The 23,193-nt window shown below is 59.1% G+C and carries 23 protein-coding genes and 2 pseudogenes; 9 read left to right on the forward strand and 16 right to left on the reverse strand.

Translation table 11 applies throughout. The features are described from left to right. Window positions 1–361: 361 nt before the first annotated feature. A protein-coding gene (locus BMZ35_RS18480; RefSeq protein WP_242654857.1) for an IS5 family transposase occupies window positions 362–1,319 on the forward strand; the annotation gives its coding sequence in 2 pieces (ribosomal slippage) (window positions 362–586 and window positions 588–1,319; 957 coding nt in all). 87 nt (window positions 1,320–1,406) lie between these two features. Here BMZ35_RS18480 and BMZ35_RS18485 read toward each other — a convergent pair. The 7 genes and pseudogenes from BMZ35_RS18485 to BMZ35_RS18510 form a co-directional block, all read right to left on the reverse strand. Then, window positions 1,407–1,595 carry a hypothetical protein gene (locus tag BMZ35_RS18485; protein ID WP_165610128.1) on the reverse strand — a complete coding sequence of 63 codons (189 nt, stop codon included), beginning with the start codon at window positions 1,593–1,595 and terminating at the stop codon, window positions 1,407–1,409. A 99-nt stretch (window positions 1,596–1,694) separates the two neighbouring features. Beyond that, complete coding sequence (locus tag BMZ35_RS18490; protein ID WP_093096297.1) at window positions 1,695–2,816, reverse strand: BamA/TamA family outer membrane protein; 1,122 nt, start codon at window positions 2,814–2,816, stop codon at window positions 1,695–1,697. Window positions 2,817–3,306: 490 nt separating this feature from the next. Further along, the gene (locus tag BMZ35_RS21240; protein ID WP_278247168.1) at window positions 3,307–3,819 is read right to left on the reverse strand and encodes a Mu transposase C-terminal domain-containing protein; all 513 of its coding nucleotides are present in this window, start codon (window positions 3,817–3,819) and stop codon (window positions 3,307–3,309) included. 177 nt (window positions 3,820–3,996) lie between these two features. Continuing rightward, the gene (locus tag BMZ35_RS21245) at window positions 3,997–4,122 is read right to left on the reverse strand and encodes a hypothetical protein (protein ID WP_278247164.1); all 126 of its coding nucleotides are present in this window, start codon (window positions 4,120–4,122) and stop codon (window positions 3,997–3,999) included. 8 nt (window positions 4,123–4,130) lie between these two features. Next, window positions 4,131–4,256 (reverse strand): hypothetical protein, encoded by a 126-nt coding sequence (locus tag BMZ35_RS21250; protein WP_278247165.1) that lies wholly within the window; start codon window positions 4,254–4,256, stop codon window positions 4,131–4,133. A 324-nt stretch (window positions 4,257–4,580) separates the two neighbouring features. Next, window positions 4,581–5,340 (reverse strand): annotated as a pseudogene (locus BMZ35_RS18505) (IS110 family transposase). A 110-nt stretch (window positions 5,341–5,450) separates the two neighbouring features. Further along, window positions 5,451–6,208 (reverse strand): IS5 family transposase gene (locus tag BMZ35_RS18510; RefSeq protein ID WP_093096305.1). Its coding sequence is split into 2 segments (ribosomal slippage): window positions 5,451–5,884 and window positions 5,884–6,208, totalling 759 coding nucleotides; the frame shifts between segments, so codons are not numbered across the junction. A gap of 442 nt (window positions 6,209–6,650) precedes the next feature. On the opposite strand from BMZ35_RS18510, the gene BMZ35_RS18515 reads away from it, so the two are divergent. Next, window positions 6,651–7,418 carry an IS110 family RNA-guided transposase gene (locus BMZ35_RS18515; RefSeq protein ID WP_278247169.1) on the forward strand — a complete coding sequence of 256 codons (768 nt, stop codon included), beginning with the start codon at window positions 6,651–6,653 and terminating at the stop codon, window positions 7,416–7,418. A 52-nt stretch (window positions 7,419–7,470) separates the two neighbouring features. On the opposite strand, the pseudogene BMZ35_RS18520 reads toward BMZ35_RS18515, so the two are convergent. The 8 genes and pseudogenes from BMZ35_RS18520 to BMZ35_RS18560 all read right to left on the reverse strand — a co-directional run. Beyond that, window positions 7,471–7,647, reverse strand: a pseudogene (locus BMZ35_RS18520) (IS6 family transposase); the annotation flags it as partial. Between the two features lie 195 nt (window positions 7,648–7,842). Further along, window positions 7,843–8,478 carry a helix-turn-helix domain-containing protein gene (locus BMZ35_RS18530; protein ID WP_093096311.1) on the reverse strand — a complete coding sequence of 212 codons (636 nt, stop codon included), beginning with the start codon at window positions 8,476–8,478 and terminating at the stop codon, window positions 7,843–7,845. A gap of 136 nt (window positions 8,479–8,614) precedes the next feature. Further along, window positions 8,615–9,007: a RidA family protein gene (locus BMZ35_RS18535; protein ID WP_093096314.1), complete on the reverse strand. Its 393-nt coding sequence runs from the start codon at window positions 9,005–9,007 to the stop codon at window positions 8,615–8,617. A gap of 33 nt (window positions 9,008–9,040) precedes the next feature. Beyond that, window positions 9,041–10,309, reverse strand: coding sequence for an FAD-dependent oxidoreductase (locus BMZ35_RS18540; protein ID WP_093096317.1), 1,269 nt, complete (start codon window positions 10,307–10,309; stop codon window positions 9,041–9,043). A 12-nt stretch (window positions 10,310–10,321) separates the two neighbouring features. Then, window positions 10,322–11,599, reverse strand: a complete 1,278-nt coding sequence (locus BMZ35_RS18545) for a TRAP transporter large permease (protein ID WP_093096320.1) — start codon at window positions 11,597–11,599, stop codon at window positions 10,322–10,324. After that, complete coding sequence (locus BMZ35_RS18550; RefSeq protein ID WP_093096323.1) at window positions 11,599–12,138, reverse strand: TRAP transporter small permease; 540 nt, start codon at window positions 12,136–12,138, stop codon at window positions 11,599–11,601. The genes BMZ35_RS18545 and BMZ35_RS18550 overlap by 1 nt, the downstream gene beginning before the upstream one ends. Before the next feature lie 63 nt (window positions 12,139–12,201). Next, window positions 12,202–13,299 carry a TRAP transporter substrate-binding protein DctP gene (gene dctP / locus BMZ35_RS18555; protein ID WP_207503016.1) on the reverse strand — a complete coding sequence of 366 codons (1,098 nt, stop codon included), beginning with the start codon at window positions 13,297–13,299 and terminating at the stop codon, window positions 12,202–12,204. A gap of 229 nt (window positions 13,300–13,528) precedes the next feature. Next, a complete protein-coding gene (locus tag BMZ35_RS18560) occupies window positions 13,529–13,990 on the reverse strand; it encodes an Lrp/AsnC family transcriptional regulator (protein ID WP_093096326.1) in 462 nt (153 codons plus the stop codon). Between the two features lie 134 nt (window positions 13,991–14,124). On the opposite strand from BMZ35_RS18560, the gene BMZ35_RS18565 reads away from it, so the two are divergent. From BMZ35_RS18565 to lpdA, 7 genes are read left to right on the forward strand one after another with little or no spacing between them, the layout of a single operon-like run. Next, window positions 14,125–15,300 carry a thiolase family protein gene (locus tag BMZ35_RS18565; protein WP_093096329.1) on the forward strand — a complete coding sequence of 392 codons (1,176 nt, stop codon included), beginning with the start codon at window positions 14,125–14,127 and terminating at the stop codon, window positions 15,298–15,300. Window positions 15,301–15,304: 4 nt separating this feature from the next. After that, window positions 15,305–16,456: an acyl-CoA dehydrogenase family protein gene (locus BMZ35_RS18570; RefSeq protein WP_093096333.1), complete on the forward strand. Its 1,152-nt coding sequence runs from the start codon at window positions 15,305–15,307 to the stop codon at window positions 16,454–16,456. Further along, window positions 16,453–17,220 carry an SDR family NAD(P)-dependent oxidoreductase gene (locus BMZ35_RS18575; RefSeq protein WP_093096336.1) on the forward strand — a complete coding sequence of 256 codons (768 nt, stop codon included), beginning with the start codon at window positions 16,453–16,455 and terminating at the stop codon, window positions 17,218–17,220. The genes BMZ35_RS18570 and BMZ35_RS18575 overlap by 4 nt, the downstream gene beginning before the upstream one ends. Further along, the gene (locus BMZ35_RS18580) at window positions 17,217–18,452 is read left to right on the forward strand and encodes a thiamine pyrophosphate-dependent dehydrogenase E1 component subunit alpha (protein ID WP_093096339.1); all 1,236 of its coding nucleotides are present in this window, start codon (window positions 17,217–17,219) and stop codon (window positions 18,450–18,452) included. The genes BMZ35_RS18575 and BMZ35_RS18580 overlap by 4 nt, the downstream gene beginning before the upstream one ends. A gap of 1 nt (window position 18,453) precedes the next feature. Then, window positions 18,454–19,467, forward strand: a complete 1,014-nt coding sequence (locus BMZ35_RS18585) for an alpha-ketoacid dehydrogenase subunit beta (RefSeq protein WP_093096340.1) — start codon at window positions 18,454–18,456, stop codon at window positions 19,465–19,467. A 2-nt stretch (window positions 19,468–19,469) separates the two neighbouring features. Continuing rightward, entirely contained in the window at window positions 19,470–20,753 is a 1,284-nt protein-coding gene (locus BMZ35_RS18590; protein WP_093096342.1) for a dihydrolipoamide acetyltransferase family protein, read from the forward strand. Window positions 20,754–20,756: 3 nt separating this feature from the next. After that, window positions 20,757–22,136, forward strand: a complete 1,380-nt coding sequence (gene lpdA / locus BMZ35_RS18595) for a dihydrolipoyl dehydrogenase (RefSeq protein WP_093096345.1) — start codon at window positions 20,757–20,759, stop codon at window positions 22,134–22,136. Between the two features lie 331 nt (window positions 22,137–22,467). On the opposite strand, the gene BMZ35_RS20795 is transcribed toward lpdA, so the two are convergent. Beyond that, window positions 22,468–23,091 (reverse strand): helix-turn-helix domain-containing protein, encoded by a 624-nt coding sequence (locus tag BMZ35_RS20795; RefSeq protein WP_165610129.1) that lies wholly within the window; start codon window positions 23,089–23,091, stop codon window positions 22,468–22,470. Window positions 23,092–23,193 lie beyond the last annotated feature (102 nt).

The raw sequence follows: 23,193 nt of genomic DNA on the forward strand, positions 1-23,193 counted from the left end.
TGCTTTAGGTTGAAGAAAACAAGCCAGCATATCCCAGCGTCGGGCCTAGGGCCTGCGTGGAAATCCTCCCGGCAATCGCTGTCCGATACTCGAACTTAAATACCAGTGCTCCGGTGTCGGGTGTGCCGCGGCCGAACGCGCTCCAGGTTCCGTAAAGACGGGTCACATTGCTGGCTGCATTAGATGGGGTTCGAGTAGAATCCGAATTGAGAAACTGGGTATGATTATCAACGCCAAAGGACAATCCGGTTCTGGCCTCCAGGTCCTTCTTCCAGTTGTAGTATCTCTGGAACATCTGAAAAACCTGCGCGCACGGGCTTGATCTGGTAGGTTTTCGGGGAGCCGCCAAGGAGCCGCGCCGATGCCGAAACAGCCCGCCCTTCCTGGTTTTCGTGACGCGATGAAGAAGAAGGTGACGCGGCGGGAGCAGTTTCTGGCGGAGATGGATGGGGTGGTACCTTGGACCCGGCTGCTGGCGTTGATCGCGCCGCACTATCCGAAGGCCGGGCCGAAGGGCGGACGCCCGCCGATGGCGCTGGAGACGATGCTGCGGGTCTACTTCCTGCAGAACTGGTATGCCCTGAGCCGACCCGATGACGGAAGAGACGCTGTATGACAGCGAGGCGATGCGTCGCTTCGCCGGGATCGAACTGGGCGACGACCGCATTCCCGACGAGACAACGATCCTCAACTTCCGCCATCTTCTGGAGCGGCACGGGCTGACCGAGGCGATCTTCGCCGAGGTGAATGTCCACCTTGCGGACAAGGGTATCACGCTGCGCTCGGGCACGCTGGTGGATGCGACGATCATCGACGCGCCGTCCTCGACCAAGGACAAGGCGGGTGCGCGCGACCCCGAAATGTCATCCACCAAGAAAGGAAATGACTGGTATTTCGGCATGAAGGCACACATTGGCGTCGATGCCGGCAGTGGCGTGACGCACAGCCTCGAGACCTCGACCGCCAAGCTGCACGACAGCCAGGTCTGGGACGAACTGCTCCACGGCGAAGAGACATCGGTCTGGGCCGACAAGGGTTATGTCAGCGCCGAGCGCGAGGCCGAGTTCAAGGCGCCAGGCAAGGTCTGGGGCGTGCTGCGCAAGGCGCCAAGGGGCGGCAGGTTGCATCCCGTCGACGCGCGGATCAATCGCCTGATCACCATGGTACGCGCCAAGGTCGAGCATCCGTTCCGGGTGATCAAGCGCCAGTTTGGTTACGTGAAGACCCGCTACCGGGGCCTCGCCAAGAACCGCGCCCAGCTCTTCACGCTATTCGCCCTCGGCAACCTGTTCCTGGTGCGACGAAGGCTGTTGGCATGAGGGACGAGTCCGTCCAGAATCGCCAGATCGGCCCAAAGCGGGTCACAGAGAGCGAAAAACCGCCCCTCCAGCAGCCGCAAGACCGCTTCACGCGACGAGCGCCCGGTGTTCGGCGAAGCCGAAGGCGTAGATCAGATGTTCCCTCTCTAGGGCACCTTGCTGTTGCCGCTCCGCGGTTGCCAACAGTGTGCCTTCGACGCTGTCAGGCGTTGCGAAACCGCGCTTTCCGTATTGAATGTCGGCAACCGCGCAACTCGGCGAAAGCGCACCCATCATGCTGAAAAGAAGCAGGCAAGATGCGGTGGAAACCCGGCGTATTGCAAAGCTTGATGTCTTGCATGATGACATGAGTTTCTTACCCTTTCCGCAGTGGCCTCAGAATTTTTGTCCCACTGAAAGATACAAAAATTCATCTCCATGATTATTGCGCGCATAGTCGATCGCATAATCCAGCCCGAACTTCTTCGATAGGCGATATCGAAGCCCGGCACCAATAGCTGACCCGCCCAGGTTCAAAGAAAGGCTAGTCAAATCGTTTCCGCCGGCTCCGGCGCCAGCGAACACGACATAGCCAAGGCGCTGGTTGAAGCGTCCGCGGTATTCAACCTGCGCTGATGCGGACCAATCCGCCAGTTGGGAGAGCGCCGAGAACCCGCGCAGACCATCAGCGAATCCCACACCACAGGTATCAAAGAAGGGGGCAGCGCTGCCAGCACCGCATAGCACGGCGTTGAACGCGATCACCCCCGTGGCTCCGATGGGTCGAAACACAGACGCCTCGGCGACCATCTTGGTGTATGATCTGTCGCTGAACGTCAGCCGCCCGCCAAAAACGGAATCTTGTATGTGGCCATAGCTGAGGTCGAGCGCGGCATATGTTCCAGTATGTGGATAAAACGTGTCGTCGCGTGTGTCGTGAACCATATCGAAGGTTAGACGCGCCAGTTCCACATCCATGTCCGGGCGCAGGAAGCCGGGCAGTGTAATCGACGGGTTCCACGCGATGTTGGATTCGAGGTAGGCCAGTCCCAGCCCCGCCTTGAAGGTCTTGCTGAACCCGTAGTCCAGTCGAATAACGGCGCCGGATACGGATTGCGTCACCGGCAGCGCCAGCGCTCCGACGATCGGCAGGTCATAGTTCAACTCACCTTCGGCGACAAAGGCGCCCAGCGACCAGCGGTCATTGTCGAACACGACGCTGCCGCCAAGACCGTAGGCATAGCTGCCAGTATCGGTTTCGAAATATCCCACCCCGATTCCCGATGGTTTCGATCCGGGCAGACTGAACAGATACCCGGCCCCAAGAGCCAGCCCGTTTCCGATCGTGTCATTGCTGAACGGAATGGGCGCCAGAATGAAGTTACCGTTTCTCAGGCCGACATCGGCGCTGGCGACGGTCTTCACTGGGCCGTTCAGCTGGTTCTTGATCGGGTTTTTCGCGAAAGCAGGGGAGCCAAGGCAGACCGCAAACGCTAGACTTGAAAGCAGACGCACCATTCGTCTGTCCAAGGTTTTCCAATCGCGCCGCTCGGGCTGCTGTGTCTCTGGGGACATTTCCGCCAACTAGAGACCCCACACCCGAGAAGACGACCTCGACAGGGGTTTGCATCCGTCCATTTGCCGGCAAATATTAGCAGGACTGGTTCTCCTGATCATGACTAGTCTTCCTTCCCTATAATTTAGGGTGATATGAATTGACCACCCTTCACCCCTTGATCTAGTTGTAGAAAAATTCTGAACGACGGGCTAGTCCGAGAAGTTGATTGCCCAGTCCTGACCGAACATGTCATTGAATTAGGCATAGTATCAACCCCGGCCTGAAACTTGACTGGCAAGTTTCCGATCTTTGTGACCTTGCTGACGGACAAGTTGATCGGCAGGGTCGCCTGGTCATTGACCCAGTCGTCAGACAGTGTCCGTCGTCAGGGTTTTTCGGAGAGCTGAGGCTGTATCGTAACGGAGGCTCTGGTTCGATTTCTGTTTGAGTTTAGGCGGCAGCAGCTTGGTGCTGCAACCGGCCTTTTCTGATTGTCTGCTTCTTGATCTCCTCTCTCATCTTCAGGATCTTCTCGCCGCGGCCGTGATAGACGTCGGCGGGGGTCAGGTTGGCCAACATGTCGCGGGGATCGTATTTGACCAGCAGCCGCCGGTTGGTCCGTCTGACATCAGCACTGAGCGCGGCAGACCAGTAGCGCATGTCGAAGAGATGGATGCCGGTTGGCCGAAGCGTTCGTTCCTGATCTGACAGGAAGTTGACCCAGAACTGTAGCCGGTCCTCCGGCAGTCGAAGGGGAATGTCGCCTTCATGGTCGTGCCACACCGCCAAAGGTGGACGACTCAAGGAACTGTGGATCGACTGATGGTAGGAGCCGACAATGTCTAGGGCGATATACCTTTCAAGTTCGCGCAAACTCAGGGCTGCGTGCCGCTCGGGATCATACTCGCCGCGATCCTGTTCGTTGCTGAATGTGGTGCCGGGCAGAAGGTGCAGCCGTCCCATTTGCGTGCCGATCAACCGCTCGATATGCCCGCCGAAGCGCGGTGTCCCCGGCGGACGCCAGTCAATGGCAATGCCCGCGTTCTCGCATCCGCGCTTGAAGGCACGGCTTCGGAAATCCGCGCCGTTGTCGACATGTATTCTCTCAGGCAGGCCAGCGACAGGCCAAGGCTTGTCGATCTAGCGTTCCTTCAACCAGGCTGTGTTGTCATAGACAGAATGCAGCAGACACAGGCTGGTCGAAAGGCGCGAAGGCGGGTCCATGGAGAGGTAGAACCCCGTCACCATCCGGGTGAAGACATCCATGGCGAGCGTCAGGCAAGGACGGCCGCCGAAGTCTGGTCGTCGCCACCCTTTAGGACCTTGCGGATTGCATCCGCCCGACGGCATGCCTCCTGCCAGAGCACATCATCGATTTCTTCGGGTAGGGGATCGGACACGGCAATCCAGACTAGGGTCCAGACTTCGGTAACGGGTCCCTGTCAGTCAAGAGATTCCGGTCAAGCGATCTGACCCCGCCGACGGGCTGTTCCTGTTCGGTCGATCCGCCCGGCGTCTCGCGGCTCTTTCGTGAGATCTTTCGGGAACATGCTTCGGTCCGTGGTCAGCCGCGAGGGCTGCCGACATGATGCTGGTGCGATGCAGTTCCGGTGTGCCCATCTCATTGGCGTGCTCAGCGTGGCTGGCGACGGTCTAGACCACGACATCACTGGAACCGCGTCCCTTCGGGACCTCGGGAGCCTGCAATCAGGCAGGCGAAGCGGTCAGGCCCAATTGGTCGGCGCAGCCTCCATCTTGAAGGTCGTTCCATCAACCCAAATACGATGCAACACGACAGCAATGCGGCGGGCCAAGGCAACCATCGCACGTTTCCTCCCGCGGCGTTTGGCAACATAATATGCCCATGTCCGAAGTGCGTTGCCACGCCCGCGATTCAGCATGACCGTGGCTGCCTGACACAGGGCACGCCTGAGGTTCACATCTCCTGCCTTGGTGATGCCGCCTGAGACATCCCGCTCTCCAGATCCGCGCCTCGAACCTGCCGCGCGAGATAGCACCCACCTTGAGCCCGAAGTTCCGAAGCAGCCCGCGCAGCGACATCTCCAAAGCGATCATGCTCCCTTGGACGGCCTTGCGCGCCGCCAGAATCGCGCGCACCTCTTGGGCGGAGACCGACTTGCAGTGGACCGGTCGGAACCAGCCGAGGTGCAACAGGCGCGCGATCCCTTCCGCATCGCGCCTGTCGGTTTTGATGGGCATGGCCTTTAGCGCGCCCTTCACCTGCCGGGTTTCCATCAGAACGGCAGGCAGGCGGATCTCCATCATCGCACGGTGCAACCATTGCGACAGCGGACCAGCTTCGAGACCGATCGCTTCAACGACGCCTTCGAGCCCTTTAAGCAAGCTGATCAGCGGCTCCGGTTCGCTGACAACCTCCATCTCTTCCATAATCTTTCCATGCTCCGTGAGCACGCAGACCGCAGTCTTCGCTAGCGATACGTCCAGCCCAACAAACAGCTTCATCCCGTCATCCTCCATAAAAATTTGGTGCGGGAACGACAGCTGCACGCGCGACATCCGGCAAGCGGTAACGGTCGTGAAGTGTCCGACCCGTTACGGCATCTCATTGAATTTCATAGCCAGAACAGAACGGTTGCGGCGAGCATGATTGCGGAGAAGAACGTTTCCGGGCGGCGGTCGTATCGGGTTGCGACGCGTCGCCAATACTTGAGCCTGCCGAACATGATCTCGATGCGGTTGCGCCTTTTGTAGCGCCGCTTGTCGTATTTCACTGCCTTCTTACGCGACTTTCGGCCTGGGATGCAGACCTTTATCCCCTTGTGTTTCAACGTTTCTCTGAACCAATCGGCATCATAGCCCCTGTCGGCCAGCAGCCAGCCCGCTTTTGGCAAGCTGCCCAGCAACGCCAATGCGCCGGTGTAATCGCTGACCTGACCGGCGGACATGAAGAACCCTATTGGGCGCCCCTTGGCATCCGCGACGGCGTGCAGCTTGGTGTTCATGCCGCCCTTGGTGCGACCGATCTGGCGCCCACGCCCCCCTTTTTCACGCACAGGCTCGATACCGTTCGGTGTGCCTCGAGATAGGTCGCGTCGATCATGATCGTCTTATGCTCGGTGCTTTCGGCGGCCAGGCCGACCATGATCCGAGCGAAAACGCCGTTTTCGCTCCAACGCTTCCAGAGGTTGTAAAGGGTCTTCGCCGGGCCGTATTCCTTTGGCGCATCACACCAGCGCAAGCCATTGCGGTTGATGAAGATTATGCCGCTCAGGACGCGGCGATCATCGACGCGGGGCTTGCCATGGCTCTTGGGAAAGAACGGCTTCAGACGCTCCATTTGGGCATCCGTCAGCCAGTAAAGGTTGCTCATCGATCGGGTCTCCTTACGGAGCCTGAATCATGCCAAAAGACCAAAATCAATGGGTCCTGACCCTTCTGTATCTCCACTTTGTTATGCTGCCCCCGTCAGCGACCTTGGCCGAGGCTGCTGACGGGGCGGTGTATGGCGTCTGAGCCTTGTGGATTTGACCACGTTTGTTAGCGAGCCAGCACCGTCTCTCTTCATCGTCTCGAACAGTTGAATGTGGCCGGTCAGGACCACGGAGCAGAAGGAAGAGAGCATGGAAACGGTATCACACGATTGGATAATCGGCATAGATGTCAGCCGCGATCGGCTGGACATTCATTGTTTGTCAGGTGGACGGCGATTGCGATTGCCAAACACGGCTGCGGGACATGCGCGGCTTGTCGATCTGGCAAAGCCAGTCTCCGCACTGGTTTGTTTCGAGGCCACTGGTGGTTAAGAATGGCGTCTGTGGTCTGCCCTCGACGCCGCCGAAATCGCAACACGGCAATTGCCGCCTGCGCAAATCAAAGCCTTTGCCACCAGCCGGGGCACACGGGCAAAAACGGATAGGATCGATGCAGAACTCATCGCGCGCTTTATGGCTTTCAGGCCCGATGCCGGGCGCAACCTCCCACACGAAAAGATACGTCTTCTCAGAGCTTTGACATCAAAGCGTGGGCAGCTCGTCGAGACACGAAAACGGCTTCTGGCACAGATCAAGGCGCATGGGAAACTGGGGTCGGCAGATATGTTTGAAGACATGGATGCTGAGTTGAAAGACCTGCTGGATCGCCAGATTACAGAGCTTGAGGTTCAGATCGAAGAAATCATCGCCGCAGATGAGAGCCTTGCCAGGACTGCGAGCATCTTGCGTTCTGTTCCCGGGATCGGTCCGGTTGCCAGCACGATGCTGATCGCTGAAATGCCGGAACTTGGTCAGATCAGCGGCGAACAAGCCGCCGCACTCACAGGCCTTGCGCCAATTGCACATGACAGTGGAGCGATGCGTGGCAGGCGCGCTATTGGCGGTGGCCGTAGATTGCTACGGCATGTGTTGTTCCAGGCTGCTCTCGTCGCCAGCCATCACAATCAGGTTCTCAAACGCTTCGCTGACCGCCTCCGCACTGCTGGAAAACCCCACAAGGTTGTCATCACTGCTGTTGCTCGAAAGCTCGTCACAATCGTCAATGCGCTTTGTAAAAATCGTCAGAAATGGACCACTCAGTCCGCCTGACGAATACAGTTGCTAACAAAATCAGCCTGATAAGAGTTGTTCAGATCGGACCACTTATCAGCGGTGCGAATTTCACCACCCAGCGGTTCAGCGTCGCGTGATCGACTGTGACGCCTCGCTCGGCGAGGATCTCCTCCAGATCGCGGTAGGAAACGGCGTAGCGAACATAGAAGCACACTGCAAGCAAGATCACCGACTTCGGATAGTGCACGCCCTTGAAATCAATCACCCCGCATACTCCCTGCCAAGCACTTGACATGACTGGTAGATCAGGCCCAGCAGTTGAACTGAAAAATTTGCGACACTACCGTCTGGAATACGTGCCAGTACGAGCGCGCCATCAAACGCCCTGATTGGGATCGGCCGAAAAACCATATGCGCCACATTGCCCCAATCGCACACGCCCATATCCTGCTAAATGACCTTAAATGACAGTCTTGTCGTCACTTTCGAACGAAACCTGACCCGCGCAAATACAAAGTATTTCGGCGTCTTCATCGGACCCCGATACGTATGCGTGACCCATGGTGCTATCGAGGTAAGCATACTCTCCCACGTTCAATACAACGGTTGCATAGAATTCGCTGTGCAGCTCGACCGTGCCTCGTAAAACATAAATGAATTCCTCGCCATCATGGCGGACGAGTTCACCGAACTCGGCGATAGACCCCGCCTTTATCCTGACCAGCACTGGCAGCAGGCGCTTCGTCTTCAGACTGGAGCACAAGTAGCGGTGTTCGTAATTTTTGGTGTCCAACAAGTCATATTCATCGGGCCGGCCGACGACCTGCCATCCAGTCGGCCGTGGACCTTCGTTGGACTCTGGGATGGTCTCGCCAAACATCGCGCTGACCGGAATGGACAGCCCTGCCGCCAGCCTCAGAATGACGTCATAAGTCGGCGAAACACCCCCGTTTTCGATCTTTGATATGGTCGAAGCAGAAACCGATGATCGCGTTGCCAATTCGGTCAGAGTCAAATTGCGAGCTTTGCGCTTCGCTTTGAGACGTTGTCCGAAGGTCTCTTCCTCGGGGAGCGTTTCCCTTGCCGAAACATTCATGGTTTCTCCTTCAGGCATAGATGCTTGGCCTCGAGATATATGGTATTGTGCAGATGTCGGGGGAACAAGCAGCAGTAAAACTGCTTTTTTCTTGCGCGGGCTTGCACTCCACTGGATGCCGGTATGGTCGGGCCGACTATTCCTTGGGCTTGAATACCGTAACCTCTATCTCCACTCTTGCGTCGGGTAACATCAACTCAGAGCAAACCGCCGAACGCGCTGGCGGGTACTCCGAAAAGAATTCTGCGTAGACCGTATTGAAGGGGGGAAAATCGCCGGCGTCGGTCAGCCAGACTGTCGCCCGTACCACATCTGACAACTGAGCATCCAGGTTCTGCAGGAACGCTTCGATCAACGTCAGGCACTGACGCGTTTGCGGAGCGATGCCGCCCGCAACGATCTTGCCGTCGGAACCGAATGCAAGCTGGCCGGACAGAAAAATGAAATCACCTGCGCGGACCGCCTTTGACAGCGGCACCGGAGTTCCATCTGCAAGGGTGACCGCGCCTCCAAGTGTTTCGATTGTCATTTAGCGCCCCTACGATTGGCATTGGATGGAGTGTCAGAACCGGTCAGGTCCGTAATCGGACACCGGGAGAGCGGGCAGTCGTCCTGCGATAAGGTCGCTGACAGCACGCGACGTGCCGCTGGCCGTGGTCCAGCCGAGATACCCGTGACCCGTGTTCAGATAAAGGTTTCGGGGGCCTTGCTGACCGATGATCGGCAAGCAATCCGGCGTCATCGGCCGATGCCCGCACCATGTCGTGAGCGGCTCCGCCCCTTCAACAAGTTCACGTACGCTCGGGTATGTTGCAAAGGCCGCGCGGCGCAGGTTTTCAATGCGCGCCGGATTGATTTCGGGTGAGTACCCACCGAATTCGGCGGAGCCGACAAAGCGTATCCGATCCCCAAGTGGTGTCAGTCCGATATGCTGTGCATCGTCCACCACAGGGATTTTCGGCGCGCCGTTCCACCCTGTCACGTCATAGGTCACCGAATAGCCTTTGACCGGTTTGATCGGCAGCCGAAGACCCAGCTTTTGACCAAGCGCGGCACTCCAGAAACCTGCGGCAAGCACAACGGCGTCGGCGGCATGGCGTGTCTTGTCGGTGACCAAGGCGCTGATCATGTCGCCAGAAAGCTCAATGTCGGTGACCGTCTCGCCATAGCAAAGACCGGCCCCTTCGGCGCTCAGGTGATCGGACAAAGAAGCGCAGAACTGGTGTGCATCGCCGTGCTGGTCATCTTTGTAATAGAAGCCTCCGGCCAGCCGGTCTTTGATATCGGTCAGGGCAGGTTCCAACCGCACCAGATCGGCTGGCGAACACGTTGTGACATCAACCCCGGCACTTCCGACGATCCCATTGGCGATCTCCGCATTCCTGAAACTTGCGGAATCGCGGTACATCATGATTGTGCCCAGTCCGCCCCGGTCCATCGGGGGATTGAGGGTTTCGCGCAGGGCATCGTATTGGTCCAGAGCATAGTGGCTCAGCCGTGCATTGCGTTGGATGGTTTGCCGAAACCGGGAAGGCGTGGAGTTTCGAACGAAACTCAGCCCCCACCGTATATATTGCGGAATTGCCGAGGTCTTGACGTAGATCGCCGATGACGGGTTGCCGATCGAGGACAGAAGCACCTTGAAAATTCCAGGTGAATTCCAGGGAGCGGAATGGCTGGGGGTGATTAGCCCGCCATTCGCAAAACTGGTTTCAAGCGCAGGCCCTTCGCGGCGCTCGACCACGGTGACATCCATGCCCTCCCGCTTCAGAAAAAAGGCGGTTTGAAGCCCCGCGAGTCCGGCCCCGATGACGACGACTTTATTGGTCATGTCAAATTTCCCTTAGTCGAGCAGCGAGGGCAGCCAAAGCGACAGCGAAGGAACAAAGGCCAGCAAGAGTATCGAGGCGATCACCGCGATGAAGAAGGGAATAGCTGCAACGACGACGCGCTCCGTCGGCACTTCTGCGATTTTCGCAGCCGTCAGCAGCGTCATCCCGACCGGCGGCGTGATGTTCGACACGTTCAGCGTGACAATCATGATGATCGCGAAATGCAGGCTGTCAAAGCCCAGCCCTACCATGGTGGGGTGCAGGATCGGACCGACCACGACCAGTGCGGGCAGCACGTCCATGACAGTACCCAGCAGGATAAGAAACGCGATGACGAGGAGCAACTGTACGGTTTGGCTATCGGACACTCCCGAGATGATATCGGCTGCATCCCGTGCGAGGCCCGAGCGAACGACAAACCATGACAGAACCGCAGAAGCCGCCAGCAGAAAGAACACGACGCCGGAAAACCGGATAGTCACAACCATGGCATCCCATACCTTCGCCCAACTCAGGCGGCGATACAGCAAGGCACCAACCAGCAGCGTGTAGACAGCGGCAAAGGCAGATGCCTCGGTGACGGTGGTCAGGCCCGAAAGTATGCCGCCGAGAATAACGATGGGGACCATCAGCGCAGGCAGCGAGACGAGAAAGGCCATGAATGCAGCAAAAAGCGCGGTGGGCTCGTGCTGAGGGAAGCCCTTGCGCCATGCCAGAAATATGCTGACGGCGAGCATGGAGCCTGCCATCAGGATGCCGGGGATGATGCCGGCGGCGAATAGGTCGATCACCGAAACGTCACGCAGGATAGTCGCATAGACGACCATGATGATGCTTGGCGGGATGATCGGCCCGATGATCGACGAACAGGCCGTAACGGCGGCGCTGTACTCGGCCGAATAACCTTCCTCCTTCATTGCGGGAATGAGAATGCGGCCGATGGATACCGTATCGGTCACAGCGGCCCCCGTCAGCCCGGCAAAGAACACGCTGACCGTGATGTTCACATGACTCAATGCCCCACGGATGCGCCCGAACAGCGCATTGTTGAAGGCGATCAGCCGCTCGGTCAGGCTGGCGTGGCTCATCAACTCGGACGTGAAGATGAAATAGGGGACGGCAATAAGCACGAAGGATGACACGCCCGAGAACATCTTGTCAGGCACGATGATCAGGTAGTCCAGCCCACCCAGTGACAGAGCGCCGGCTCCGCCCGCGAAGACCATCACAAGGCCGACCGGGGCACCGATCATCAGCATCACGACGAAAACCGAAACAACGATTGGCATCAGCGTAACTCCACGTTTTGAGCGGCTTCCTGACTGCTGACGGGAAAGTCCATCTCATGGGGGGGCGTCTCCTCGATCAACGCACGCCCGGCGACGAGATGGACCAGCATGATCGCCCCCGCGACCGGCAGGCTTGCCGTAACCCAACGCTGCGAGAACTGGATCTGGTCACTGATCATGACCAGTTGATCGGACTCGACGGTGAACTGTATTCCGTAGACCAGCAGAACGAGGCCCAGAACGCCAATTGCTGCAATCGTCATCACGTGCAGAACGGTGCGGAGAAACGCCGGCATCGCATTGGTAACCAGCTTCATGGCGACATGCTCGCCGCCGCGAAAGGCGACAGTTATCGAAAGCAGCGCGATCCAGGGAACAAACTGCCGGGCCAGCGAATAGGTCCAACTCAACGCGTCCCCGACAATTGCCTGATAGAGTGCTCCGGAAAAGGAAATGCAAAGCATGGAAACCAGAATCGCGGCGCAAACAGCGGTGACAATCACGTTGAGACGCATGCTGAATTGTGCAAGCCAAGACATTTGGTGCTCCGATGCTCAAATACGCGCAGCCCGGGAGCGTGTCCGGGCTACGCTCATCCCGGATCAGTCTGCGTAGAGACCGATGCTGGTTTCTTTCTCGGCGGCAGAGATGCGTGCCACTTCCGCCCAAAGCTCATCGACCAGTGCCGGGTCCACTCCGAAATCACCGGTGACCCACTCGCGCCATGCGGGGCGCGCAATCTCGGCCATCCTAGTGCGCTCGGAAGCAGGCAGGACATAGCATTCGTCGAACAGCTTGCAGCTTTCTGTCCATCCGTTGATGGCCTGCAGTGCCGCGATGCCGTGGCCGATCTTCACCGCTTCGCGGGCCGCGACGGCAATCGCCTCCTGATACTCTTTTGGCAGCGATTGGAACCACTTTTCGCTGACCACGAAAGTCGTCGAGTTGTAGACGTGGCCGCTGAGCGTGGTGTAATCGGTAACTTCATAAAGCTTGTAGGCGGTCGAGATGCCCGGAGCATTGAACTGACCATCTGCAAGGCCCGTGGACAGTGCGGTATGGACCTCGCCCCATGGCAGCGGTGTGGCCGAGGCGCCGAGCGCCTTCATGATCGCGACATGTGCCGGGTTTTCCTCGACACGGATCTTGAGGCCTGCCAGGTCCTCGACGGTCTTCACCAGCCGCTGGTTGGTCGTCAGGGCGACAAACCCGCCCCCGTCGTCAAACGTCCCCAGATAACGCAGGCCGCTTTCCTCGATTGCCCCTTTCATGAAATTCGCGTGCCACTCGCCATCGAAATAGGCGCGGGCTGTGAGGTAATCATTGAACAGGAACGGCGAGGTGACGATCTGATAATCGGAAAAGAACGAAGACATCGCCCCCGACGACATCACCGTCGCCTGCATGGTGCGTCCGGATTGGGTCTGCTTTCCGGATTCCACTTCGTTACCCAACTGGCTGCCGGCAAAGATCTGCACGTCGATGGCCCCGCCGGTGGCGCTTTCCACCAGGGCTTCGAAATGCAGCAGGCTCGGTTGCACTTCGTTGCTCATCGGGTCTTCGGGGTAAAGGTGCCCGATGACCATTTCATAGTCAGCTGCATGGGCCGTGCTTGCAAGCAATAGTGCAGCGGCCCCGGCCTGGGCTGTCTTGCGGGCAATCAGCAAAGCTGCGGAGCCAGTGGTAAGTTTTGTCGGCATTCTGTGTTCCTCCCGGTCTGTGTCGCCCGTCGTCTTACGCGATGAGCAGATCTGGTGTTGTCGCCTTCGAATCCGGTCGGACCGGCGACATGGAGGTAAAGATAGAAAAACAATTTTCTTTTTGTCAATAAATTTCCTATCGGAAAATTTTTGTGCGCGAGCGAAAGCGGGTGCGGCGGCAATCGGAGGCACACTCAGGGGCCCAGATGGCCGGGTGTTGGCCGGTACATCAGATCGGCAGGGCTGTCGTCTTTTTGACGACGTCCAGAACGACCGAACTTTCCATTTCCTGAACCCCGGGCAGCGAGACAAGCTTGTCCTGAACAAGCGCGTGATAGTGGTCAATGTCGCGCACCACGATATGAAGGTGATAGTCGAAGCTCCCCAAGAGCAGCACTGCATACTGGATTTCCGGAATGGCGCGGATCGCGCGGCGGAAGGCTTCAAGCCCCGCCCGGTCATGTTTGTTCAGTTTGACCCGCGCCACGACAAGCGCGTTAAAACCAAGCCGTCTCCGATCCAGATCGACGGTCTTGCCCCTGATGATCCCGGCTTCCTGAAGCTGGATGATCCGTCTTGAGCAAGGCGATTGAGAAATGCCGACCTGCTCGGCGATTTCGGTCACGGTTTTAGAGCCATCAGCCTGCATCGCGCGAAGGATACGCATGTCCGTTTCATCTATTTTCAGCATGATTCAGCCTCTTAAAGGAGTATTTGCGTCTGAATCTTGCTTTAATTTCGAACTTTTGTCCATCCTTTGGGAAAACCAGCCGAGAGACTCATGCCATAGTGCGCCCGGATTTGAGCTCGACTGGGAGAATGAGAATGGCAGAGGTCGTGATCTGTAGCGCAAAGCGCACGCCGATGGGCGGGTTTCAGGGAGAGTTCGGCGGAATCGGAGCCACTGATCTGGGCGCGATCGCAATTCGCGGCGCGATTGCCGACGCAGGGATAGCAGGTGATGACGTTGACGAAACCATCATGGGCATCGTGCTGTCAGCCGGCGTCGGTCAGGCACCTGCACGTCAGGCCTGCCTCGGCGCTGGCCTGCCCTTGTCCACGCCGGCAACCGCAATAAGCAAGGTTTGCGGCTCGGGCATGCAGGCGGTGATCCAAGGCTGCACCCAGATTTCCTCCGGGTTCAGCCGGTTCGTCGTGGCGGGCGGCATGGAGAGCATGTCCAATGCCCCCTACCTCTCTCCAAACACCCGCTCTGGTGCACGTCTTGGACATGTGAGGATGCTGGATCACATGTTTTTCGACGGGCTGGAGGATGCCTATGAAGGTGGCCTGATGGGAAGTTTTGCCGAAAACTGCGCCCGGAAATACGAATTCTCACGCGAGGCGCAAGATGCCTACGCGATCGCTTCGCTCAGCCGGGCTCTGGCCGCCACGGATGGCGGGGTATTCAGCGCCGAAATCGCGCCTGTGACGATCAAGACGCGCAGCGGCGAACAAACGATCCGAAGTGACGAGCAGCCGCGCAATGCCCACCCCGACAAGATCCCGCAGTTGAAGCCCGCATTCGCCAAGGATGGCACGGTTACGGCGGCGAACGCCTCTTCGATTTCGGATGGCGCCGCGGCCTTGGTTCTGGCATCGCGCGACGCTGCTGCGGCGAAAGCGCTGCCGGTGCGGGCGCGGATCGTAGGGTTTTCGGGCCATGCGCAGGAGCCCGGCTGGTTCACCACGGCCCCGGTCGCGGCCACACGAAAGCTGTTGGACCGGATCGGCTGGACCATTGCCGATGTTGATCTCTGGGAGGTCAACGAGGCCTTTGCTGTAGTGGCCATGGCGTTCATGCAGGATCTCGATATCGACCATGAGACGTTGAACGTAAACGGTGGCGCCTGTGCCTTGGGCCATCCCATTGGCGCCTCGGGCGCGCGCATCCTCGTCACGCTTCTGCATGCGCTGGAACAGCGCGATCTGAAACGCGGGGTCGCCGCAATCTGCATTGGGGGCGGCGAGGCCTTGGCGGTCGCCATCGAGAGGGAGTGATCAGATGCTAGGTATCCTCACAGAAGAACAGGTGATGATCCGCGATATGGCCCGGCAGTTTGCGCGGGACAAGCTGACGCAAGGCGCTGCTGACCGGGAGTCGGCAGGACGGATCGAAACCGATATCATCGAAGAGATGGGGCAACTGGGATTTCTGGGCATGACCGTGCCCGAGGAAATGGGAGGTGTCGGGGCCGACTATGTCTCTTATGCGCTGGCGCTGATGGAAATTGCGGCCGGCGATGGCGCAGTCTCGACCATGATGTCGGTCCACAATGCGCCATTCTGCGCGATCCTGCAGACGTTTGCCAACAAGACGCAGCAGGACGCCTGGCTGAACCCGGCGGCCACAGGCGCGTTCATCGGCTGCTTTGCCTTGACCGAGCCCGGAACCGGCACCGATGCCGCCGCGATCAAGACGCGGGCTGTGCGCACAAACGATGGCTATGTTCTGAACGGTTCAAAACAGTTCATCACCTCGGCCCGGATCGGTGGCGCAACGATTGTCTTTGCCGTGACCGATCCGGCGGCGGGGAAAAAGGGGATTTCGGCGTTTTACCTCGAACAGGGCAGCCCGGGATTTTTCGTGGCCGAACCGGAACGGAAGCTGGGCCAGAAAGCCTCTGACACCTGCGCCCTGACCTTTGAAGATCTCAAGGTGGATGCCGGCGCGTTGATCGGAACCGAGGGGCAGGGGCTTCAGATCGCGCTGTCGTCGCTGGAAGCGGGTCGCATCGGCATTGCGTCGCAATCGGTGGGCATGGCGCAGGCCGCGCTTGACTATGCCATGGTCTATGCGCTGGAGCGTCAGACGTTCGGCAAGCCGATCTTCGAGCATCAGGCGGTTGCCTTCCGGCTTGCGGACATGGACGCACAGATCGAAGCCGCGCGGCAACTGGTCCTCTATGCCGCACGGCTCAAGGATCTGGGCCAGCCCTGCCTGCGCGAAGCCTCCATTGCCAAGCTGACGGCCAGCCAGATGGCGGAACGGGTCGTGTCGGACGCGATCCAGACACTGGGCGGATATGGCTATCTTTCTGAATTCCCGTTGGAACGGATCTATCGCGACGCGCGCGTCTGCCAGATCTACGAAGGCACATCGGATGTCCAGCGGATCAACATTTCCCGTGACCTGAAAAGGAGATACCTGCAATGAGGATCGGTGCAGACACCCCCGCCGTCGTCACCGGTGGCGCTTCCGGTCTTGGGGCCGCCGTGACTAGAGCCCTGCGCGCGAAGGGTGTTCCCGTAGGCATTCTGGATATGAACGCGGACGCCGGACAGCAGTTTGCCGCAGAGACCGGCGCGACATTCGCGCAATGCGATATTTCCGATGCCGGCGCCGTGGGCACCGCGCTGGACAGGCTGCGCGCCCGTCAGGGTCAGGAAAGGATCTGCATCAACTGTGCAGGTATTGCGCCAGCGGCCAAGACCGTATCCCGCGGCGCGGCCCATGACCCCGCCCTTTATGCGAAGGTTGTTGGTGTCAATCTCATCGGAACGTTCAACGTTGCAACCCAATCCGCGCTTGGTATTTCCGGGACCGAACCGCAGAACGACGATGGTGAGCGCGGGGTCATCATAAACACAGCATCGATTGCCGCCTTTGAAGGCCAGATGGGCCAGCTGGCCTATGCCTCGTCAAAGGCAGGGGTCGTCGGCCTGACCCTGCCAATGGCCCGCGATCTGGCCCAGACCGGCATCCGCGTCGTCGCCATTGCCCCCGGTATCTTCGCGACCCCCATGGTCACCGCCTTTCCGCAAGAGGTGCAGGATGCGCTCGCCCGGACATCGGAGTTTCCGCAGCGCCTCGGACGGGTCGAAGAGTTCGCCGAACTGGCGCTGCATATCGTCCGCAATACCATGCTGAATGGCGAGGTCATCCGCTTGGATGCAGCAACAAGGATGCAGTCAAAATGACCAGGCAGACAAAGCTCAACTTTCCTCACCCTCCCGCGCGCCCGGATGAAACTCCTGATTTCTCGGCCATTGATATCCCGGAGGCGGGCATACTGGATGTGCCGCCGCCCGACCTAAAGGCCGCCGACAGTCACGACTACGCCCAGAGCTTGATCCGTATTCTCAACGATCAGGGCGACGCCGTTGGCCCCTGGGCCGATTACATCGCCGACCAGGAAGACGAGTCCCTGCTGCAAGGGCTGCGCGACATGCTCAAGATGCGGGCGGTGGACAAACGTCTGCTGAATGCGCAACGCCAGGGCAAGACCTCGTTCTATCTGCAATGCACCGGCGAGGAAGCGATCGGCTGCGGGTTTCAGCGCCAGCTTGAGCAAGGCGACATGAACTTCCCGACCTATCGGCAGCAGTCCCTTCTGATTGCGGCGGACTATCCGCTGCGGGATCTGATGGGGCAGATCTACTCGAACGCATGCGATCCGCTGCAGGGCCGGCAACTGCCCATCATGCACTCGGCTCGGGAGCATGGCTTTTTCTCGATCTCGGGCAACCTTGGCACGCAGTATGTGCAGGCCGTCGGCTGGGCCATGGGGTGCGCGCTGCGTGGCAATGGCAAGATCGCGGCGGGCTGGATCGGCGACGGCGCCACGGCATCGAATGATTTCAATTCGGCGCTGTTGTCGGCCTCGGTGTATCAGCCGCCTGTCGTCCTGAATATCGTCAACAACCAATGGGCCATTTCCACCTATACCGGCGTTGCCAGCGGCCAGAGCAAGACCTATGCCGAGCGGGTGCTTGGCTATGGCATTCCCGCCTTGCGGGTGGACGGCAATGATTATCTTGCCGTAATCGCGGTCAGCCGTTGGGCGATCCAGCGCGCGCGCAATGGATATGGTCCGATTGCGATCGAGTGGTTCACCTATCGCGCCGCGCCGCATTCGACCTCGGATGACCCCTCGGCCTATCGCCCCAAGGACGAGGCGCTGGCCTGGCCGTTGGGCGATCCGGTGGAACGTTTGAAAACCCACATGATCAAGCGTGGCATCTGGACCGAAGAGCGCCACGCGCAGTCCGAGGCGGAATTGCTGGCCGAGGCCACGGCAGAGCAAAAAGAGGTCGAGAAATACGGGACCTTCGTGAATCCGCAACCGATCTCGCCGGCAGAAATTTTCCGCGGCGTCTACGCAGACATGCCCGAGCATCTGCGCCGACAGCGACAGGAGATGGGGTACTGATATGGCCCGTATGAGCATGATCGAGGCGCTGCACAGCGCCATGGATAAGAAGCTGAGCGACGATGCATCGGTGCTCGTCTTTGGCGAGGATGTCGGCTTTTTCGGCGGGGTGTTCCGTTGTACCGCCGGGCTTCAGGAGAAGTTCGGCGAAGAGCGGGTGTTCGACACGCCCATCAACGAAAGCGCGATTGTCGGGTTGGCCGTGGGCATGGCCGCACAGGGAATGCGCCCCTGTGTCGAGGTGCAGTTCGCCGATTACGTCTATCCCGCCTATGACCAGATCACCCAGGAGGCGGCGCGCCTGCGGCACCGTTCGAACGAACAATTCACCTGTCCGATCGTGGTGCGGATGCCGACGGGCGGCGGCATTTTCGGTGGCCAGACCCACAGTCAGAGCCCCGAAGCACTGTTCACGCATGTGGCCGGGCTCAAGGTCGTTATCCCCTCGACTCCCTATGACGCCAAGGGATTGCTGATCGCGTCCATCGAGGATCCTGACCCGGTGATCTTTCTTGAACCCAAGCGGATCTATAACGGCCCGTTCTACGGCGACCATTCCGGCAAGTCCGTGCCTTGGTCACAGCACGAGTCAAGCGAAGTCCCCGAAGGGCATTACACGGTCCCTCTCGGCAAGGCCGTGGTGCGCCAGCCCGGCAATGACATCACGATCCTGGCATATGGCACGATGGTCTATGTTGCCGAGGCCGCGGCCAAGCAAGCCGGTGTCGATGCCGAGATCATAGAACTGCGGACGCTTCTGCCGCTCGACCTCGACACGATCCGTCACTCGGTCGAAAAGACCGGGCGTTGCATTGTGGTGCATGAGGCGACACGCACCAGCGGCTTTGGTGCCGAACTGATCGCGGAGGTCCAGGAGGCCTGTTTCTGGCACCTCAAGGCACCGATCCGGCGTGTCGCCGGATGGGATGCGCCTTACCCGCACGCCCAGGAATGGGATTACTTCCCGGGTCCGGAACGCATTGCCGCGGCACTGAAATTGGCGATGGAGGAGTGATCATGGGTATCAGCATCATCAAGGTCCCGGATGTCGGCGAAGGCGTCGCCGAGGTCGAACTGGTCGAATGGCACGTAAAGGTGGGTGACCTGGTCAAAGAAGATGACGTTCTTGCCGCGGTCATGACCGACAAGGCTACGGTGGAAATCCCGTCGCTTTTCGACGGCAGGGTCGTCGAGCTGGGCGCCGATATCGGAGAGACACTTGTTGTCGGTGCAACTCTGCTGACGATCGAGCACGCGGGCGAAGGTAACGCGACCGCGTCGGATAACGAGGCGGCAGCAGCGTCGCCCGTCGCGCAGAAAGAGCCCGAGGACAAGCTCCCCGAGCCTGCTCCGAAAGCGCCGGAACCGAAACTGCCCCCCGCCGCGCCGCCTGTTGCGGGCAGCGCGCGGGCGCCTCGCGCCGAAGGGGCTGCGCCGCTGGCCTCTCCTGCGGTGCGGGCGCGTGCGCGGGCCGCAGGCATCGACCTCCGGCGGGTGGCCGGAAGCGGTCCGGCAGGCCGGATCACGGACGGCGATCTTGATGCGGTTTTCGCCGCCGGACCTGCTGCGGTTGCAGCGCCCAAGCCCGGCCGGTCGCGGCGCGAAGGCGCGGAAGACATCCGGGTCGTCGGCCTGCGCCGCAAGATTTCGGAAAGCATGTCGCTTGCCAATGCGCGTATCCCGCACATCACCGTGATAGAAGAAATCGACGTGACCGCGCTCGAAGACCTGCGCGCAACGATGAATGCCGGAAAGGGCGACAAGCCGAAGCTGACCATGCTGCCATTCGTCAGCGCCGCCCTGTGTCGCGCGATCGACCAGCATCCCGAGATAAACGCGCATTTCGATGACGACGCGGGCATTATCCGGCGGCATAGCCCGGTTCATATCGGTATCGCCACGATGACCGACAAAGGTCTTGTGGTTCCGGTCATGCGTCATGCGGAATCGCTTGCGCCCTTCGAATTGGCCGCCGAAATCCTGCGTTTGGCCGAGGCCGCGCGCAGGGGCAAGGCAACCCGTGACGAACTGACCGGCTCGACCATCACGATCACCTCTTTGGGTCCGCTTGGCGCGATTGCGACGACGCCGATCATCAACCATCCCGAAGTGGCCATACTGGGCATCAACAAGATGGCGGTCCGGCCAATGTGGGATGGCGCACAGTTCGTTCCGCGCAAGATGATGAACATTTCGGCCAGCTTCGATCACCGGGTGATCGACGGCTGGGATGCCGCAGAATTCGTGCAACGTATCAAGACCCTGCTGGAAAATCCGGCGCTGATCTTTATGGAGGATTGAGCCGTGAAAATCGAAACCTGCAAGCTTCTGATCATCGGTGCGGGGCCAGGCGGCTATGTCTGTGGCATTCGCGCCGGGCAACTGGGAATCGACACGATCGTCGTCGAAGCGGAAAAACCGGGCGGCACCTGCCTGAATGTCGGTTGCATCCCGTCCAAGGCGCTCATTCACGCAGCAGATGAATTTGCCAAGCTGCACAGCCTTTCCGGCGAAAACGCCTTGGGCATTTCCGCAACCGCGCCAACGATTGATCTGGCCAAAACGATCGCCTGGAAAGACGGTATCGTCACGCGCCTGACCGGCGGTGTTGCGAGCCTGCTCAAGAAGGCCAAAACCCGCTATGTGACTGGACGGGTGCGGATAATCGACGGCAAAACCGTGGAGGTCGCAACCTGCGAGGGCGCCTTGCGCATTTCCTGCGAAAACATGGTGATCGCCACGGGATCAAAACCGCAGGAGCTTCCATCGCTGCCCTTCGGCGGGAAGGTCATCTCCTCCACTGAAGCGCTGGACCTGCGGGAGGTTCCCAACCGGCTGACCATCGTGGGGGGAGGGTATATCGGGTTGGAAATCGGCACGGCCATGGCGAAGCTGGGCGCGCAGGTGACTGTCGTGGAATTCGCAGATCGTATCTTGCCGCAATATGACGCCGAGCTGACCAAGCCGATCGCGGCTCGTCTGAAGGAGCTTGGGATAACGCTGTATTTGGCGACCAGGGCGAATGGGTTGTCCGAAGATGGAAACGCTCTTCTGGCCGAGGGGCCGGATGGCGCAGTGGAAATCCCGTCGGACAAGGTGCTGGTCACGGTGGGTCGTGCGCCCGTCACGCAGGGATTTGGTCTGATGGATCTGGGCCTGACGATGAATGGCCCCTTCCTAGCGATTGATGACCATTGCGCGACCTCGATGCGCGGTGTCTATGCCATTGGAGACGTTACCGGTGATCCGATGCTCGCGCATCGTGCCATGGCACAGGGCGTGATTGTTGCCGAGCGCATTGCCGGGCTGCCTTCGGTCTGGGACAAGCGCGCCATTCCTGCGGTATGTTTTACCGATCCCGAGATTGTCACCGTGGGCGCGTTGCCGAACGAAATCGAGGGATCGAAAACAACGGTTTTTCCCTTTGCCGCAAATGGACGCTCCATGACGATGGAGCGCAGCGACGGTTTCGTGCGGATCGTGTTCGACCCCAAAAACGAACTGGTGCTTGGCTTCCATGCTGTCGGTTCAGCGGTCTCGGAAATGTCCGGCGAGTTTGCATTGGCGCTCGAGATGGGCGCAACCCTGACGGATATCGCGGACACGATACATGCGCACCCGACATTGACGGAAACAGTCCAGGAAACTGCTCAGAAGGCCCTCGGACGCGCTTTGCATGTATAATCAAGAAGATTGAATTTGATCAATTATGCCTGAAAAACATGGAAGCTACGGCACTCTGTGGCGCCTTTCGAAGGCCGGTCGTCTTGGAAGGCATGAAAACAAGCGGATCCCATCGAGGCCAGAAGCAGAACCGTTTCGTCAAAGGCCGGATAAATTCACCCATCCAATGCCGTTGGTAACGTCGTCGAAAAACACCTTGAGCAGGGGGCGTCCATAGATTCGCTCCATAATGGCTTCGATGAACCAGAAATCCTCCGTTGCTCAAACCTCGAAATCTGTCCGGAGGTGCTGACGTCAGACATTTTTCGCAGTATGGATAAGGAAACCGAAACTAAGTTCCGTTGGAGCGTTGCTCGCCCGGTTTCCAGCATACCCCCAGGACAATCGCGTCCTTATCACTGGTTGAGACATAAGCGTGTCCCAGACCGCTGTCGAAGTAGATGCTGTCGCCTTTTGTCAACGTGATGGGATCACGCCCTTTCAGGTGTACCGCGAGGGTACCTTCGATAACGTAAATGAACTCTTCCCCAGGGTGTGAGATGAAATCCTCGAATGCGCCAAAGCTGTGTGCTTTGATATGGCCTATCATCGGCACCATGTGTTTTCCGGTCACGTCAGAGGCCAGCATGTCGTAATCATATGTGGCGGACCGGTGCACCGGCGCGTCGCCTGCACGGGTTACGGAGACCGTGCCGTGCGAAAAGCCTTCTGCCTCGGCATCAAACAACTCGCCCACGTCAAGGCCGAGACCTTGGGCCAGCCGCATGAAGCGGTCATAGGTCAGCGAAATCTCACCACGCTCCATCTTGGAGATGGTTGAGATGGCAAGGCCCGTGCGCTCAGAAACTTCTTTGAGTGTCCACTTTCGCGACTTGCGAATTTCCCGCACACGCGCCCCAAGGTTAGCCTCGGTCGCGGTCGCACTGGGTTCAAGAAGCTTCATCGGTTGCTGCATACGACCACCTAAATTTTCCGATAAGAAAAATTTTTCTTTTTTCCGATACGAAAACCACCTACCATTAATCGTGTGAAAACGGAAACGATTCTGAAGGTTGGG

The organism is Shimia aestuarii (assembly GCF_900114635.1).
GTDB lineage: Bacteria > Pseudomonadota > Alphaproteobacteria > Rhodobacterales > Rhodobacteraceae > Shimia > Shimia aestuarii.